Origin of the sequence: Paraburkholderia caffeinilytica, assembly GCF_003368325.1 — a bacterium.
Lineage (GTDB): Bacteria > Pseudomonadota > Gammaproteobacteria > Burkholderiales > Burkholderiaceae > Paraburkholderia > Paraburkholderia caffeinilytica.
Map to the genome: position 1 here is coordinate 1,790,142 of NZ_CP031467.1, position 16,322 is coordinate 1,806,463.

19 protein-coding genes are annotated in these 16,322 nt (G+C 60.2%); 2 read left to right on the top strand and 17 right to left on the bottom strand.

From position 1 onward, the window contains the following. Positions 1–12: 12 nt before the first annotated feature. The 4 genes from msrP to DSC91_RS24185 all read right to left on the bottom strand — a co-directional run bounded on the left by msrP (position 13) and on the right by DSC91_RS24185 (position 5,413). The gene (gene msrP, locus DSC91_RS24170) at positions 13–1,008 is read right to left on the bottom strand and encodes a protein-methionine-sulfoxide reductase catalytic subunit MsrP (RefSeq protein ID WP_115781212.1); all 996 of its coding nucleotides are present in this window, start codon (positions 1,006–1,008) and stop codon (positions 13–15) included. A 198-nt stretch (positions 1,009–1,206) separates the two neighbouring features. Further along, positions 1,207–2,418: a c-type cytochrome biogenesis protein CcsB gene (gene ccsB, locus DSC91_RS24175; RefSeq protein ID WP_115781213.1), complete on the bottom strand. Its 1,212-nt coding sequence runs from the start codon at positions 2,416–2,418 to the stop codon at positions 1,207–1,209. A gap of 4 nt (positions 2,419–2,422) precedes the next feature. Further along, positions 2,423–4,645: a cytochrome c biogenesis protein ResB gene (locus DSC91_RS24180; protein ID WP_115781214.1), complete on the bottom strand. Its 2,223-nt coding sequence runs from the start codon at positions 4,643–4,645 to the stop codon at positions 2,423–2,425. Positions 4,646–4,759: 114 nt separating this feature from the next. Next, positions 4,760–5,413: a c-type cytochrome gene (locus DSC91_RS24185; RefSeq protein WP_115781215.1), complete on the bottom strand. Its 654-nt coding sequence runs from the start codon at positions 5,411–5,413 to the stop codon at positions 4,760–4,762. A gap of 216 nt (positions 5,414–5,629) precedes the next feature. On the opposite strand from DSC91_RS24185, the gene yihA reads away from it, so the two are divergent. Together yihA and hemB are read left to right on the top strand one after the other, a co-directional pair. Beyond that, positions 5,630–6,283, top strand: coding sequence for a ribosome biogenesis GTP-binding protein YihA/YsxC (gene yihA / locus DSC91_RS24190; RefSeq protein ID WP_115781216.1), 654 nt, complete (start codon positions 5,630–5,632; stop codon positions 6,281–6,283). A 251-nt stretch (positions 6,284–6,534) separates the two neighbouring features. Continuing rightward, positions 6,535–7,533 (top strand): porphobilinogen synthase, encoded by a 999-nt coding sequence (gene hemB / locus DSC91_RS24195; protein WP_115781217.1) that lies wholly within the window; start codon positions 6,535–6,537, stop codon positions 7,531–7,533. 166 nt (positions 7,534–7,699) lie between these two features. Here the strand turns inward: hemB and dsbD are convergent, their stop codons facing one another. The 13 genes from dsbD to rpsE all read right to left on the bottom strand — a co-directional run bounded on the left by dsbD (position 7,700) and on the right by rpsE (position 16,313). After that, a complete protein-coding gene (gene dsbD / locus DSC91_RS24200; protein ID WP_115781218.1) occupies positions 7,700–9,574 on the bottom strand; it encodes a protein-disulfide reductase DsbD in 1,875 nt (624 codons plus the stop codon). Further along, complete coding sequence (cutA, locus tag DSC91_RS24205; protein ID WP_115781219.1) at positions 9,567–9,899, bottom strand: divalent-cation tolerance protein CutA; 333 nt, start codon at positions 9,897–9,899, stop codon at positions 9,567–9,569. The genes dsbD and cutA overlap by 8 nt, the downstream gene beginning before the upstream one ends. 193 nt (positions 9,900–10,092) lie before the next feature. After that, positions 10,093–10,485 carry a 50S ribosomal protein L17 gene (rplQ, locus tag DSC91_RS24210; protein ID WP_006052227.1) on the bottom strand — a complete coding sequence of 131 codons (393 nt, stop codon included), beginning with the start codon at positions 10,483–10,485 and terminating at the stop codon, positions 10,093–10,095. A gap of 173 nt (positions 10,486–10,658) precedes the next feature. Next, on the bottom strand, positions 10,659–11,636 hold the full coding sequence (locus DSC91_RS24215) for a DNA-directed RNA polymerase subunit alpha (RefSeq protein WP_006052226.1): 978 nt from the start codon (positions 11,634–11,636) through the stop codon (positions 10,659–10,661). Between the two features lie 124 nt (positions 11,637–11,760). Further along, positions 11,761–12,384, bottom strand: coding sequence for a 30S ribosomal protein S4 (rpsD, locus tag DSC91_RS24220; protein ID WP_011490048.1), 624 nt, complete (start codon positions 12,382–12,384; stop codon positions 11,761–11,763). Positions 12,385–12,540: 156 nt separating this feature from the next. Next, a complete protein-coding gene (gene rpsK / locus DSC91_RS24225; RefSeq protein WP_006052224.1) occupies positions 12,541–12,945 on the bottom strand; it encodes a 30S ribosomal protein S11 in 405 nt (134 codons plus the stop codon). 28 nt (positions 12,946–12,973) lie between these two features. Further along, positions 12,974–13,339 carry a 30S ribosomal protein S13 gene (gene rpsM / locus DSC91_RS24230; RefSeq protein WP_006052223.1) on the bottom strand — a complete coding sequence of 122 codons (366 nt, stop codon included), beginning with the start codon at positions 13,337–13,339 and terminating at the stop codon, positions 12,974–12,976. Positions 13,340–13,380: 41 nt separating this feature from the next. Then, positions 13,381–13,497: a 50S ribosomal protein L36 gene (gene rpmJ, locus DSC91_RS24235; RefSeq protein ID WP_004199844.1), complete on the bottom strand. Its 117-nt coding sequence runs from the start codon at positions 13,495–13,497 to the stop codon at positions 13,381–13,383. A 20-nt stretch (positions 13,498–13,517) separates the two neighbouring features. Next, positions 13,518–13,736 carry a translation initiation factor IF-1 gene (infA, locus tag DSC91_RS24240; RefSeq protein WP_004521905.1) on the bottom strand — a complete coding sequence of 73 codons (219 nt, stop codon included), beginning with the start codon at positions 13,734–13,736 and terminating at the stop codon, positions 13,518–13,520. A gap of 8 nt (positions 13,737–13,744) precedes the next feature. Further along, the gene (gene secY, locus DSC91_RS24245) at positions 13,745–15,091 is read right to left on the bottom strand and encodes a preprotein translocase subunit SecY (protein ID WP_115781220.1); all 1,347 of its coding nucleotides are present in this window, start codon (positions 15,089–15,091) and stop codon (positions 13,745–13,747) included. Positions 15,092–15,137: 46 nt separating this feature from the next. Further along, on the bottom strand, positions 15,138–15,572 hold the full coding sequence (gene rplO / locus DSC91_RS24250; RefSeq protein ID WP_074301421.1) for a 50S ribosomal protein L15: 435 nt from the start codon (positions 15,570–15,572) through the stop codon (positions 15,138–15,140). A 29-nt stretch (positions 15,573–15,601) separates the two neighbouring features. After that, positions 15,602–15,784, bottom strand: coding sequence for a 50S ribosomal protein L30 (rpmD, locus tag DSC91_RS24255; RefSeq protein ID WP_028199571.1), 183 nt, complete (start codon positions 15,782–15,784; stop codon positions 15,602–15,604). 10 nt (positions 15,785–15,794) lie between these two features. Further along, a complete protein-coding gene (gene rpsE, locus DSC91_RS24260; RefSeq protein ID WP_006052219.1) occupies positions 15,795–16,313 on the bottom strand; it encodes a 30S ribosomal protein S5 in 519 nt (172 codons plus the stop codon). Between the last annotated feature and the right edge of the window lie 9 nt (positions 16,314–16,322).

A 16,322-nucleotide genomic window follows, 5' to 3' on the forward strand; every position in this document is an offset into this window, starting at 1 on the left:
TCGCGCCGTCGCCTAGAAGTTTTTCTTCAAGTCCATGCCCTGATACAGCGACGCGACCTGATCGCCGTAGCCGTTGAACATCAACGTCTTGCGCTTGGGCGTGAAGAAACCGTCCTCGCCAATGCGCCGCTCGGTGGCCTGGCTCCAGCGCGGGTGATCGACGTTCGGATTCACGTTCGAATAGAACCCGTATTCGTTCGAAGCATAGGTGTTCCAGCTGGTCGGCGGCTGCTTATCGAGGAAGCGGATTTTCACCAGCGACTTCGCGCTTTTGAAGCCGTACTTCCACGGCACCACGACCCGAATCGGCGCGCCGTTCTGATTCGGCAGCACCTGGCCGTAGAGGCCCATCGTCAGGAACGTCAGTGGGTTCATCGCTTCGTCCATCCGCAGGCCTTCGGTGTACGGCCAGTCGAGTACCGGCGTCGACAGCCCGGGCATTTGCGAGGGGTCAGCGAGGGTGATGAATTGCACGTATTTGGCATTGCCGGTCGGCTGCACGCGCTTGATCAACTCGGAAAGCGGCACGCCGATCCACGGAATCACCATCGACCAGCCTTCGACACAGCGCAAGCGGTACACGCGCTCCTCGAGCGGGGCGAGCTTCAGCAATTCGTCGATGTCGTACACCTTCGGGTTCTTGATTTCGCCCTCGACGCTCACTTTCCACGGGTGCGGACGCAAGGTACCGGCGTTGTGTGCGGGATCCGCCTTGTCGGTACCGAACTCGTAGTAGTTGTTGTACGTCGTGATGTCCTTGTACGGCGTGATCTTGTCGAGCGCGACGAACTTCGCGTTGGTCTTCGCCGCGAGCTTCTGCGCCTTCGGATCCGGCGACGAATACGCTGCGAGCGCTTCGCCGTTCACGCCGATCAGACTGCCGAGCGCCAACGCGCCCGCAGCCTGCAACACGCGCCGCCGGTTCTCGAAGACTCGCTGCGGCGTGATTTCGCTGCGCGCGATGTCATCGCCGACGAGTTGAATTTTGTCGCTTCGCCTGATCCACATCCTGCTGCTCCTTGCCGGCCCATCGGGTTGTTTATCTTACGGAGCCATCTTGATGATCGGCTCGTCTGGTCATCCGCCCAGCCATCCTTGGATACTGCTCTAACGAACACGCCGGATGCAGCGAATATTCCGCCAGACGTAAAAAAACCGCCGGTGCGAAGCACGCGGCGGTTCTTGGTCGGTTCAGAACGGCCGATCTTACAGCTTGCCGTAGCTATGCAGCCCCGACAGGAACATATTGACGCCGAGGAACGCGAAGGTCGTCACCAGCAGGCCGGTCAGCGCCCACCATGCCGCCACCGCGCCGCGCAGCCCCTTCATCAGGCGCATATGCAGCCAGGCCGCATAGTTCAGCCACACGATCAGCGCCCACGTTTCCTTCGGGTCCCAGCTCCAGTAACCGCCCCATGCTTCCGCGGCCCACAGCGCACCGAGAATCGTCGCGATCGTGAAGAACGCGAAGCCGACGGCGATCGACTTGTACATCAGGTCGTCGAGCACGTCGAGCGGCGGCAGGCGGTCTGCCAGCACGCCGCGCTCCTTCGCCAGATACGCGACCGCGACCATTGCCGACAGCGCGAAACTGCCGTAACCGATGAAGTTGGCCGGCACGTGGATCTTCATCCACCAGCTCTGCAGCGCCGGCACGAGCGGCTGGATCTGCTGGGCGTCCCGCGCGACCGAGTACCACATCAGGAACCCCACCGCCGCGCCGATCACCAGCAGCACGAATGCGCCGAGCGCACGCGTGTTGTAGTGCTGCTCGTAGTACAGATAGAACAGCGCGGTGATCAGGCTGAACAGCACGAACACTTCGTACAGGTTCGAGATGGGAATATGACCGACGTCCGCGCCGATCAGGTACGACTCGTACCAGCGCACCATCAGACCGACGAAGCCCATCACCACCGCGGCCCACGTCATTTTCGACCCGATCGCGGCGCCGGTCGGCGAGCGCGACAGCAGGCCGATCCAGTAGAAGACGGTGGCGAAGACGAAGAGCGCGCTCATCCACAGAATCGCGGACTGGCTCGACAGGAAATATTTGAGGAAGAACGCGTTATCCGCACGCGTCAGATCGCCGTGATAGAGCTGGATCGCCAGCAGCGACAGCGCGGCGATGCCCACCATCAGCGGACGCACCGGCTTCCAGCGCCAGCCCAGCACGACGAACACCGGCACTGCGCAGCACAGCACCAGTTTGTCGTAGTAGTTCATGAACGGGTAATAGCGCGACAGCGCGAACCCCGCGCCCGCGACCATCACGACGGCGAACAGCCAGTCGACCACACCGAGGCGTTTCAGGAAGGGACGCTCGTCATACTGCGCGACGTTGAGCGCCTCGTTCGCGAACGCCTTCTGCGGCCGCGAAGGCGAAGAGGAGGATGAAGAAACCTGAGTCAAGTCCATGATCTTACCGGGTCGAATCTTGTGAGCGTGCGGACGGCGCGCCGGCATGGCCGGGTTTGTCGGAGACGCTGGCGGCGTCGGGTGCTTCAATGAGTTTGGCGGCCAACGCGGCGCCGACAGCGTCGCGCGTTTGGACGAACTCCTTTTCGAAATCGAGCGTTTTGCGCGCGCTCGACATCGCCATCACGACATTCGTGCCGTGATCGGTATCTTTGAGCCAGAACCAGAGGCGCCGTTCGCGGACGTAGAACATCGAAAAGATGCCTAACACGAGGAGCAGGCTGCCAAGATACACGACTTTTTTGCCCGGCGCGCGCGTCAACTGAAATACCGAAGCTTGCACCTGCTTGAATGAGTCAAGCTGTAAATAGACTGGCGAACCATACAAAAAGCTGTCGGATATCGCATTGATCGAGCTTTGGATGAAGCGGCTGGCGTCAGCATTGGCCTGAGCGTCCGGCTCGCCCAGCTGCTCACGCGACAGTTGCCACAGGTCCCACGTCGCGCCTTCCAGCATGCGCAGCAGCAAGCCCGCGGCTTTTTCCTGCTCGCCCTTCGGCACCGAATGATCGATGAAGCCGGCGATCGCCTGGAAGCCGCCAACCGTCTGGCCGTTCGCCATCTTGATACTGTTGTCCCCACCCGCAAACAGGGTCAGGACACGCAACGCGCTTTCTTCCAAATGCTGCTGCAGTTCGGTATTCGAACCCGGCACCGAACGCAGCGCGAAACGGTGAGCAGCCGCGGCGCGCATGGCCGGATTTTCGAGCGTGGCGCGCAGGTTCATCCATTCCTTGACCGTGCCGCCAGTGTCGGCGGGAATACGCAGGTAACGGAACGGGTCGTCCGGATTCAGGCGCATGCCGGCGAGGAACATCTTTTCGCCCGCGACGTCCACCGGCAGCATGTAGTTGTTGTACTCGCGCGCCTGGCCGTCCTTGTCGCGCACCTTGTATTGCACCGACGGGCCCACGTTATGTAGATCGAGCGGCTTCGAACTCTTCGCGCCGGAGCCGAGGCGCTCGTCGAACGCCTCTTTCAACGTACGATTCGCGGCGACGCCACGCGCGTCGTTCTGGCCGCTGCCGTTGGAGACGTTTTCGACGTTGATCGCGCGGAAATCGGTGAATTCGACGGTCTGGCCGTCAGCCAGCGGCGTGGCCGTGCTCAACGGCGCGTTGCCGCCGATCGTGCCGCCAAACGGCGCGGTCTTCGCGCTCGCGCCGGACATCGGGAACGCGGTCATCTGCATCTGCGAACCGCCGTCCTGGAAGCTCGACTGGTAGATCGACACGCCGTCGTAGGTGAACGGCTTGTTCACTTCGACCCGCGCGGGTACGCGCGCGCCCGTCTTATGGTCGACCACGACGATGTCGCTCGCGAACAGCTTCGGCATGCCGGTCGAGTAATAGTCGACGATGAACTTGTTCAGCTCGATCGAGAACGGCAGGTCCTGGATCAGCGAGCCGTCCGGCTGGTTAAGAATCGCCGTCGACACGTGCTGCCCCTCCGGCACCCACGCATAGCCGCGGAAAGTCGGGTTCGATTGCGACAGGCGATGTTCCGGCGGAATGTCGTTGATCACCGTATTGGCGCGAATCGGCGATTTGTCGAACAGCCACATTTGCAGCTTGATCGGCAGATTGCTGTCGAGCAGGCCACCCAGACAGATCACCACAATCGCAATGTGCGCGGAAATGTAACCGAACTTGGTCAGGGCACCGCGTTTGGCGGCGATCAGCGTTGCGCCGTCCGACTCGCGTGTGACGAACTTGTAGCCAAGCTTGGCCGAGAGTCTCGCGAGCACCGCCGAGGTCTGCGCGCGCGTGCCGTGCACCGCGAACTCGCCCTTATGATGGAACGCGCGCAGGCTGCCTTCGCGAACCTTGTCCTTCCAGCTCTTCGCGTCCGCGATCATCTTCGGCGCATTGCGGATCACGCACAGCGACACCGACACCATCAGGAAGCCGAGAATCAGCATGAACCACCACGAGCTGTACACCGTGTACAGGCTCAGCGAGCGGAAGATGTCCGCCCAGAACGGGCCGAATTGATTGACGTAGTTGGGATACGGATCGTCCTGCGTGAGGACGGTGCCGATAATGCTGGCGATCGACAGGATCACGAGCAACGCGATCGCGAAGCGCATCGAACTCAATACTTCGATGATGCTGCGCATGATGCGATTGCCCGACTTCGACTGCAAACCCGACGTGGTGAAGCTCATTCATACTCCGACTGAACAGCAAAAAAGGGTGAAGGGCTGTCGTAGGCACGACGCCCTCACCCTTTTCTTGTTTTGTACCGGCCTCGCCGGGCCGGTTGCTTGCGCGCGGACTTCTTAGTGCAAGCCCGCGATGTAATCGGCTACAGCCTTGATCTCGCTGTCCGAAAGACGCGATGCAACGGCGTGCATCGCCTCATTGTTGTTACGTGCGCCCGGGCCCTGCGTGAACGCGGTCAATTGCGCCACCGTATATTCGGTCCACTGCCCCGACAGACGCGGATACTGCGACGGAATCCCTTGACCGGTCGGCCCGTGACAGCTTGCGCACGCCGGCACGCCCTTGTCCCCAATACCGCCGCGGTAAATCTTCTGACCGAGCGGGACGGTGTCCTTGTTATGCGCATAACCTGGCTTCGGGGTCTGAGTCGAGAAATACGCCGCCACGTTGACCACGTCCTGCTCGGACAGTGCCGCAGCCATGCCCGCCATGATCGCATTGTTGCGCGTGGCCTGCTTGGCGCCCGGCTGCGTCTTGAAATCCATCAGTTGCTTGACGAGATATTCGGGATGCTGACCTGCCAGCTTCGGATACGCACCGCCAGCACTGTTGCCGTCTGCACCGTGACATGACGCGCAAACCTGCACTGCGATTGCCTGCCCCCGATTAACGTCCGGCTTTGCCGGATCTGCTGCTCGTGCCTGAATTGCCAAACCTGAAAGACCTGCCGCTACTTGAAGCACCATCAGAGTCTTGCACAGTCGATTCATTCGCACACCCTGTCTCGTCTTGTGGGATTTTAGAGGTTTTGCAAGATACGACAGCGACTGAGTGACCGCAAAGGGCCGCCAAGGCACGCGGGCTGGCCCCCTCAGGTTTTCAGTAAACCATCGTATTGTACAATAACTCGCTAATCGCTAAGACGCCAGTCGGGCTTGACCCGTCCCCACTCCGGGTTCCCCGGCGTCTCGAATCCTGGCCTGATCATGTCCTTCCTGCTCCACCAATCCCGCTTTTTCACCACCGTCAATCACCTGCGTGATCTGCCGGCCACCGCGCAACCCGAGATCTGCTTTGCGGGGCGCTCGAATGCGGGCAAGTCCACGGCTATCAATATTCTGTGCAATCAGAAGCGTCTGGCGTTCGCCAGTAAGACCCCTGGCCGCACGCAGCACATCAATTATTTCTCGGTGGGAAAAGCGGACGAGCCGGCTGCGCACCTGGTCGACCTGCCGGGTTACGGTTATGCGGAAGTGCCGGGCGCCGCCAAGGCTCACTGGGAGGCGCTGCTCTCCACCTACCTGCAATCGCGCTCGCAACTGCGCGGCATGATCCTGATGATGGACTCGCGCCGCCCGTTGACGGATCTGGACCGGCGGATGATCGAGTGGTTCGCGCCGACCGGCAAGCCGATCCACACGCTGCTGACAAAGTGCGACAAACTGACGCGCCAGGAAAGCGTCAACGCCTTGCGCGCGACGCAGAAAGGTTTGGCCGAATATCGCACCGCCGGCTACCAGGGCGAACTGACCGCACAGCTGTTCTCGGCGCTCAAGCGGGTCGGGATCGACGAAGCGCACGAACTGATCGAAAGCTGGCTGATCCCCGATGCGAAGGGCGAAGCAGACGCACCGCAGTAACCGCATGGCATACACGTGCCCAGGCAAAAAACGCCATTCCAGCCGCCCATAAAAAAACCCGCCGCTTTAACGGCGGGTCAAACAGCCTAATCGAAAAAACGACAGGCACCCGCTCAGGGAGGAGAAGCGGGGAGGTCAGCGCAGGGCGCCTTGCTCGATCGGTATGATATACCATTGTCTCGAAAAGTTTCCGGGAGCGGAGGCACGCGTTACTTGTCCACCCCACACATCCACGTTTCTTCGATTCGGTTATGAGCTTCTTTCCGCACTACCGTCCGCGCCGCATGCGCCGTGACGACTTCTCGCGCCGCCTGATGCGAGAAAACATCCTCACCACCAACGATCTGATCTATCCCGTGTTTATCGTCGAAGGCACCAACGTGCGGCAGGCAGTGCCGTCGATGCCGGGCGTCGAGCGCGTGTCTGTCGATCTGCTGATGGGCGTGGCCGAACAATGCGTCGAACTGGGCGTGCCGGTGCTGTCGCTCTTCCCAGCCATCGAGCCGTCCTTGAAGACGCCTGATGGCCGCGAGGCGACTAATCCCGCCGGTTTGATCCCGCGCGCGGTCCGCGAGCTGAAAAAGAACTTTCCCGACCTCGGCGTGCTGACGGACGTCGCGCTCGATCCGTACACGAGCCACGGCCAGGACGGCGTGCTCGACGAGTCGGGCTACGTGATCAACGACGAGACCGTCGAGATCCTCGTGGAACAGGCGCGTGCGCAAGCTGAAGCGGGCGTCGATATCGTTGCGCCCTCGGACATGATGGACGGCCGTATCGGCGCGATCCGCGAAATGCTCGAGAGCGAGGGACATATCCACACGCGCATCATGGCTTACTCGGCCAAGTTCGCATCGGCGTTTTACGGCCCGTTCCGCGATGCCGTCGGCTCCGCGACGAACCTCGGCAAGGGCAACAAGATGACCTACCAGATGGACCCGGCCAATTCGGATGAAGCGCTGCGCGAAGTGCACGCGGACATCGAGGAAGGCGCGGACATGGTGATGGTCAAGCCTGGCATGCCGTATCTGGACATCGTGCGTCGGGTGAAGGACGAGTTCAAGTTCCCGACCTACGTGTACCAGGTCAGCGGCGAATACGCGATGCTGAAGGCGGCCGCGCAAAACGGCTGGCTCGATCACGACAAGGCGATGATGGAATCGCTGCTGGCGTTCAAGCGGGCTGGCGCAGATGGCGTGCTGACCTACTTCGCGCTGGATGCCGCGCGGATTTTGCGCTCGCAGAAGTGATTTGACGTGTCGCCTTGCCGGCGACGCGGGTTTTCTGAAAACCGCAAAAAAAAACGGAGGCCGACTTCAAGTCGCGCCTCCGTTTTTTATATGCGCTCTGCCACGCACCTCTTACAGGCGCACCGGCACGGGGTTCTTTGCGCGCGGACGGGCGAGCCGCTTCAAGTTACGCCCCGGGCGCGCTCGCGCGATCGAGGGTGCGCAAAAACCTGTCCGCAGACTCGTAGCCGACAACGCGCAGCACTTCCTTGCCGCCCTGGTCGAAAAAGATGATGCCCGGCGGCCCGAACAGGCTGAAGCGCTTGAGCAGCATCTGATCGTCAGCGTTGTTCGCGGTGACGTCGGCGCGCAGCAGGTTCATCTGCTTCAACTTCGCCTGAACGCGCGGATCGCTGAAGGTGAACTTCTCCATCTCTTTGCAGCTCACGCACCAGTCTGCGTAGAAATCGAGCATAGCGGGCTGTGCAGCCGTTTTGACGGCCTCGTCGAGCTCGTTCGAGGAACGAACCGGAGCGAACGTCAGATCGCTCTGTGACACCGCATTCGGCTTGTTGGCGGCACTTGCCACACTAGCGTCTCCGCCGCCGCGCGCGGCCAGGACAGCTAGCGGACGCAGAGGGTCAGACGAGCCGGCAGCCAGGCCGACCAGCAGCACCGCCGCCCAGATTGCGAGCGCCGCGCCGATACCACGGCCGAGCCGGCGCCACACCGAAGCGCCAGTGGCTGGGGCCGAAAAAACGCCGAGCCCCGCGGCGGCGATCAGCAACCAAAGCGCGCTCAACAGCATTGCCGCGGTCGCACCGAGCACCGGCCAGACGATCCACAGGGCCGCCGCAAGCAGCACCACGCCGAAAAACACCTTGACGCCGTCCATCCATGCGCCAGCGCGCGGCAGCAAAGTACCGGCGCCAAGACCGATGATCAGCAGCGGCACGCCGAGCCCTAGTCCCATCGAGAATAGCGCCGCGCCGCCGAGCAACGCGTCGCCCGTATGCGCGATGAATGCCAGCACGGCGAAAAGCGGCGCCGTCATGCAGGCCCCGACCACCAGCGCGGACAACGCGCCCATAACAGCCACAGCGGCAAACTTGCCGCCGGAACGTCCCGTCGACGCGCGCGACACGCCTTCCTGCCAGCGCTGCGGCAACACGATATCGAACCCCGCAATCAGGGTCAGCGCGAAAACTGTCAGCAGTACCCCGAAAGTACCCAGCACCCACGGATTCTGCAGCCACGCGCCGAGGCTCTGCCCAACGAGCGCCGCCGCAATGCCAAGCGCCGTGTACACCAGCGCCATGCCGATCACATACGCCAGCGACAGCGCAAAGCCACGGGCACGCGTCACCCGCGCGCCCTCGCCGATGATGATCGCCGACAGGATCGGGATCATCGGATACGAGCACGGCAGCAGGCTGAGCACTGCGCCGGCCACGAAATAAAGTCCGACGATCGCGAAGAATCCGCCGCCTTGCAGTAGCGACTGCGCATAGTCAGCGCTGGTGGCACGCTCATACCACGGCGCGCCGGCCGCCGCGGATTGCTGCGGGGCGGCAACCGGCGCCACGCTGCCGGCCGCTTGCAGCGCCTCACCGCTTACGTGGTACACGCGCTCCATCGGCGGATAGCAGATGCCTGCATCGGCACAGCCTTGGGACGTGACGGCGAGATCGAACGGCCCGTGGGCCTGTTTCACAGGAATGCGGATCGTCAGTTCATTGCGATAGGTTTCGACGTTCTTGTTGAAGGTCTGATCGAACTTGACATGACCGGCCGGCAATTGCGGCTCGCCGATCGTCGTCGCGCCGTTGCGGGTCGCGAACGCGAAGCGCTCGCGGTACATGTAGTAGCCGTCCGCTATCTTGTAGGTAACGTCGACTTCGCCCGGCTTCTCGGTCGCGCTGAATTTGAAGGCGACGGCGGGATCGAGAAAATCGTCGGCTGCGCGGGCCGGCGTGCCAACCTGCACGAAGACCAGGCAGCCAAGTAGGAGGAGGACGGCGTGCAATGCATGGTGTGCACGTCGATTAAGACTGTTAAACATGGAGAGGACGTTGGGTTTCAGCAGTGATCCACTGGCCGTACGCGGCCGATGCCGTCGCTTGCCATGAAAGGACTTCCGGCGTGTCGTAAGGATGGTGCAGCTGAATGTACTGCTCGAGTTCGAACGCGCGTGCCGCGCTTGTCTTGAACAGCAACTGGATCTCCTGCGCTGTTTCGACCGCGCCCTGCCAGTGATAGCTGGACTGGACGGTGCCTAACTGGGTGACGCAGGCACACAGCCGCGCAGCCAGGGCCTCCGCCGCCAGCTTCTGAGCAACGGCGGTATCGGGTACCGTCGTCAGAATCAAGGTCACATTCACGGTCACAAGGGCTCCGGCGAGGCACGATTCACATACCGATATCGTATCACCTAGCTTTGCGGTGCCGCAGACGCCCCTGCCGCAGGCGTGCGGCATTTGGCCGCCGCAATCGCCATGCTCGACATACCGCAGCGAAATTCGCCTCTATAAACAAAAAAGCCAGGCTTGGCGCCTGGCTTTTTCTTCGATGCTAAAAAGCTTACTCAGCTTCTTGCACTTCAACTTCTTCGACTTCCGGACGATCGAGCAATTCGACCAGTGCCATCGGTGCGTTGTCGCCGACGCGGAAGCCGAACTTCAGGACGCGCAGGTAGCCGCCCGGACGGGTAGCGTAGCGCGGGCCGAGAACTTCGAACAGCTTCGTGACCGAGTCACGATCGCGCAGGCGGTTGAACGCCAGACGACGATTTGCCAGCGACGGCTTCTTGCCGAGCGTGATCAGCGGCTCGACGACTTTACGGAGTTCTTTCGCCTTCGGCAGCGTCGTCTTGATGACTTCGTGCTCGATCAACGAGTTGGACATGTTACGGAGCATTGCCAGACGGTGGCTGCTCGTGCGGTTCAGTTTCCGCAGACCATGACGGTGACGCATGTTAATTCCTTCGATTCAAAGTTTTGGTCCAGCTCTTCTATCGCGCTCGGCGAAACCGGAGGGTTTGCGAGGGCACGGGCCGGTAGTGAAAAAAGACAAGACGCGGATTTTAAAGGAAAATCCGCGTCTTTGCCAGTGCAGCAACGGGTCTTGTCCCGAGATGACTTCTCGAATTACTTGTCCAAACCTGCAGGCGGCCAGTTTTCGAGTTTCATGCCGAGCGTCAAACCACGCGACGCCAGTACTTCCTTGATTTCGTTCAACGACTTGCGACCCAGATTCGGGGTCTTGAGCAACTCGTTTTCCGTACGCTGGATCAGGTCGCCAATGTAGTAAATGTTCTCGGCCTTCAGGCAGTTCGCGGAACGAACCGTCAGTTCGAGATCATCAACCGGACGCAGCAGGATCGGATCGATCTGCGGCGCACGCGACGGCGCTTCCGCCGTTGCTTCAGTGCCTTCCAGTGCAGCGAACACCGACAGTTGGTCAACCAGAATACGCGCCGATTGACGGATCGCTTCTTCCGGCGAGATCACACCGTTGGTCTCGATGTTCATCACGAGCTTGTCGAGGTCGGTACGCTGTTCGACGCGCGCGCTTTCAACGGCGTAGCTCACGCGGCGAACCGGCGAGAACGACGCGTCCAGCACGATGCGGCCGATGATCTTGGCCGACTCTTCGCCGTAACGACGCACATTGCCCGGCACATAACCACGGCCCTTTTCGACCTTGATCTGCACGTCGAGCTTACCGCCCTTCGACAGATGCGCGATCACGTGATCCGGGTTGATCACTTCGCAATCGTGCGCGAGCTCGATGTCGCCAGCGGTGACAACGCCTTCGCCTTCCTTGCGCAGCGTAACCGTCACTTCGTCACGGTTATGCAGCTTGAACACCACGCCCTTCAGGTTCAACAACAGGTTGACCACATCCTCTTGCACACCGTCGAGCGTCGAATACTCATGTACGACGCCTGCGATCGTCACTTCGGTCGGCGCGTAGCCGATCATTGACGACAGCAGCACGCGCCGGAGCGCGTTACCCAAGGTGTGGCCGTAACCGCGTTCAAACGGTTCCATGACCACTTTCGCGTGGCTCTCACCAAGCGATTCAACTGCGATGATCTTGGGCTTCAACAAACTGGTTTGCATAGGTTTTCCTTTTCAATACCCTCGGCTCGTTACACCGATAAGGCTGACCGGTAACAACCTGAAAATAAACAGCCGAGACGCCCCCTTGCGCAACGCAATCGGGGTGCCCCGGCCGTTAATCCGATTACCGCGAATACAATTCGACGATCAGGCTTTCGTTGATATCGCCAGCGATGTCGCTGCGTTCCGGCTTCTGCTTGAACGTGCCTTCGAACTTCTTCGAATCGACAGCGACCCAGCTCGGCAGACCGCCTTGCTCAGCCAGCGACAGCGCTTCGAGAATACGCGCCTGCTTCTTCTTTTGTTCGCGCACTGCGACGACGTCGCCTGCCTTCACTTGCATCGACGGAATGTTCGACACAACGCCATTCACCATGATCGCCTTGTGGCTCACGAGCTGACGCGCTTCAGCGCGCGTCGAGCCGAAGCCCATGCGATACACGACGTTGTCGAGACGCGATTCGAGCAATTGCAGCAGGTTTTCACCCGTGTTGCCCTTCAGGCGGTCGGCTTCAGCGAAGTAACGGCGGAATTGACGCTCGAGGACGCCGTAGATGCGCTTCACTTTTTGCTTTTCGCGCAGCTGCGTACCGTAGTCGGACGTACGTGCACCCGACGTGCGGCCGTGTTGGCCAGGCTTGCTGTCAAGCTTGCACTTGTCAGCGAGCGAACGACGGGCGCTCTTCAGGAAGAGGTCAGTGCCTTCACGGCGGGACAGCTTGGCCTTAGGGCCGATATAACGTGCCACGTTGATTCCTTCTATGATTGATCACACGAATGCATGCACTCGCGCTAGTCCGAACCCTTTGGGTCGAACGGTGGGCTTAGTCAATTTAATAGCGCAAGCAGCCTGTGGTCGCCGGCTTGAACACCGGCGGCAACAGGCGCTAGCGAAAACAGCGTCTTAGATACGACGACGCTTCGGCGGACGGCAGCCGTTGTGCGGGACCGGGGTCACGTCGGAGATCGCGGTGATCTTGATGCCAAGACCATGCAACGCGCGCACCGCCGATTCGCGGCCAGGACCGGGGCCCTTGATACGCACTTCGAGGTTCTTCACGCCGTATTCCATCGCCACGCGGCCAGCCGACTCGGCTGCCACCTGGGCTGCAAACGGGGTCGATTTACGCGAACCCTTGAAGCCCTGACCACCCGACGTTGCCCAGGCAAGTGCATTGCCTTGACGATCGGTGATCGTGATGATGGTGTTGTTGAACGACGCGTGAACGTGAACCACGCCCTCGGCGACGTTCTTCTTGACCTTCTTGCGAACGCGTTGCGCCGCGGAGTTGTTCGAAGCCTTAGCCATTACGTTTTCCTGTAACTGTCAGTTCCGCTTACTTCTTCAGCGATTGCGCTGCACGACGCGGACCCTTGCGCGTACGGGCATTCGTACGCGTGCGTTGGCCACGCAGGGGCAGGCCCTTGCGATGACGCACGCCACGGTAGCAGCCGAGATCCATCAGGCGCTTGATGTTCATCGTCGTTTCACGGCGCAGATCGCCTTCAACGATGAACTTGCCGACTTCTTCACGCAGCTTTTCGAGGTCTGCGTCGTTCAGGTCCTTGACCTTCTTCGAAAATGCCACACCAGCAGCGACGCAGATGTCGCGCGAGCGCGTGCGGCCGATACCGTAAATTGCCGTCAGGCCGATTTCGGTATGCTGGTGATTCGGGATGTTAACCCCTGCGATACGAGCCATTGTTTTTCCTCAAACAAAAAGCGCAGCAAAAAGCGCGGCGTTCAGCCTTGACGCTGTTTGTGGCGCGGATCAGAGCTGCAAATCACGCGCACAACGCCTTTGCGCTTGATGATCTTGCAATTGCGGCAAATGCGCTTAACCGATGCCATCACTTTCATGATATTACCCTTTTTTCAAATCACTTCGCCCGGAACACGATCCGCGCACGCGACAGATCGTAAGGCGTCAATTCAACCGTTACCTTGTCGCCCGGCAAGATTCGGATGTAGTGCATCCGCATCTTGCCGGATATGTGTCCCAATACGACATGGCCGTTTTCCAGCTTCACCCTAAAGGTAGCGTTAGGCAGGTTTTCGATGACTTCACCCTGCATCTGGATAACATCGTCTTTGGCCATAAGTCCTTTCAACGCATCGGGACGCCGCCGCCTTTGAAATTAGCTTTCTTCAGCAGCGATTCATACTGTTGCGACATAACGTACGACTGCACCTGCGCCATGAAATCCATTGTGACGACGACAATGATCAGCAGCGACGTTCCACCAAAATAAAACGGCACGTTCCAGCGCAGTACCAAAAATTCAGGCAGCAGACAAACAAACACGATGTAGATCGCACCAGCCAGCGTCAGACGCGTCAAGATGCGGTCGATGTATCGCGCCGTTTGATCGCCCGGGCGGATGCCTGGGACGAAAGCGCCACTCTTTTTCAGGTTGTCGGCCGTTTCTCTGCTGTTGAACACCAGTGCGGTGTAGAAGAAGCAGAAGAAGACGATCGCCAACGCGTACAGCAACACGTACACAGGTTGACCGGGCTTAAGGGCTTCGGCCACGTTGTGCAACGTGTCTGCGAACCAGCTGGCACGCGACCCTGAACTAAACCAGTTCAGGATGGTTGCCGGGAAGAGAATGATCGACGACGCAAAGATCGGCGGAATCACGCCCGACATGTTCAACTTCAGCGGCAGATGTGAAGACTGTCCGCCGTAAATCTTGTTACCGACTTGCCGCTTGGCGTAATTCACAAGGATCTTGCGCTGGCCGCGTTCGATGAACACCACCAGATACGTCACACCGGCAATCAGCGCGACCACGATAATCGCCGAGATGATGCTCATTGAGCCGGTTCGCACCAGTTCGAAAAGACCACCGATCGCGTTCGGGAAACCCGCCGCAATACCGCCGAAAATGATGATCGAGATACCGTTGCCAAGCCCGCGTTCCGTGATCTGCTCACCCAGCCACATCAGGAACATCGTGCCGGTGACCAGCGTCACGACCGTCGTCAGCCGAAATACCATCCCCGGATCAATCACCAGGCCCGGCTGATTTTCCAGTGCGACGGCGATGCCGAACGCCTGAAACGTCGCCAGCAGGACCGTAAAGATACGCGTGTACTGCGTAATCTTCCGTTGACCCGCCTGCCCTTCCTTTTTCAGCGCTTCCAGCTGCGGCGAGACAATCGCCAGCAACTGCATGATGATCGACGCCGAAATGTACGGCATGATCCCCAGCGCAAAAATCGTGAACCGCGAAAGTGCACCACCCGAGAACATGTTGAACATGCCAAGGATGCCGCCCGACTGGCTTTGGAACAACTTTGCCAGTTGGTCCGGGTCAATACCCGGCACCGGAATGTGCGCGCCGATACGGTAGACGATCAACGCCAGCAGCAGGAACACTGCACGCCGACGCAGATCGCCAAACTTCGCCGCGCTGCGACCGGGTTTTGCGAGACTCGGACTGTTAGCCAAGTACCTTCTCCGATGCAAATGCTAGTGACGGCAAATAACTTGCTCGTTACTCGGCAAAAGAGCCGCCGGCTGCTTCAATAGCAGCGCGCGCACCCTTCGTCGCACCCAGACCCTTCACAACGATCTTGCGCTTCAGCTCGCCCGTCGCGATGATCTTGGCGCTCTTGATCAGCTCGCCGACCAGGCCGGCTTGCTTCAGAGCCAACAGATCGATTTCGTCGACCGGCAGCTTTTCCAGATCAGAGAGACGCACTTCACCGACGAATTCCTTCGTCAGCGAGGTGAAGCCACGCTTCGGCAGGCGACGTTGCAGCGGCATTTGACCGCCTTCGAAGCCAACCTTGTGAAAGCCGCCCGAACGCGACTTCTGACCCTTGTGACCACGGCCAGCAGTCTTGCCCAGACCGGAGCCGATACCGCGGCCGACGCGACGCTTAGCGTGCTTCGAGCCTTCAGCCGGCTTCAGGTTATTCAATTCCATTATCAACTCCTTGAGTCCTGGTCAGCCGCTTAGCCGATGACCTTAACGAGGTACGAAACCTTGTTGATCATGCCGCGCACAGCCGGCGTGTCCTGCAACTCGCTAACCGAATTGAGTCGGCGCAGACCCAAGCCACGCACCGTTGCACGGTGCGTTTCACGGGTGCCGATCAGGCTCTTGACGAGCTGGACCTTGACAGTTTTATCAGACATGGTGTCCACCTTAGCCCAGAATATCTTCGACGGACTTGCCGCGCTTCGCCGCGATATCACCCGGCGTCGACTGCTTGCGCAGACCGTCGAGCGTTGCACGAACGAGGTTGTACGGGTTCGTCGAGCCGTGGCTCTTGGCCACAACGTTCTGCACGCCCATCACGTCGAACACTGCGCGCATCGGACCACCGGCGATCACACCGGTACCGTCCTTCGCCGGAGCGAGGAGGACCATCGATGCGCCGTGCTTACCGTGCACTTCGTGTTGCAGGGTACCGTTCTTAAGCGGCACCTTGAACATGTTGCGGCGAGCCTGTTCCATCGCCTTCTGAACAGCGACCGGCACTTCCTTCGCCTTGCCCTTGCCCATACCGACGCGGCCATCACCGTCGCCAACCACGGTCAGTGCGGCGAAACCGAGAATCCGGCCGCCCTTCACAACCTTGGTCACGCGGTTGACCGAAATCATCTTTTCGCGCAGGCCGTCGTCGCGTTCGTCAGCCTGAACTTTCGCTTGCATCTTTGCCATGACGAATTC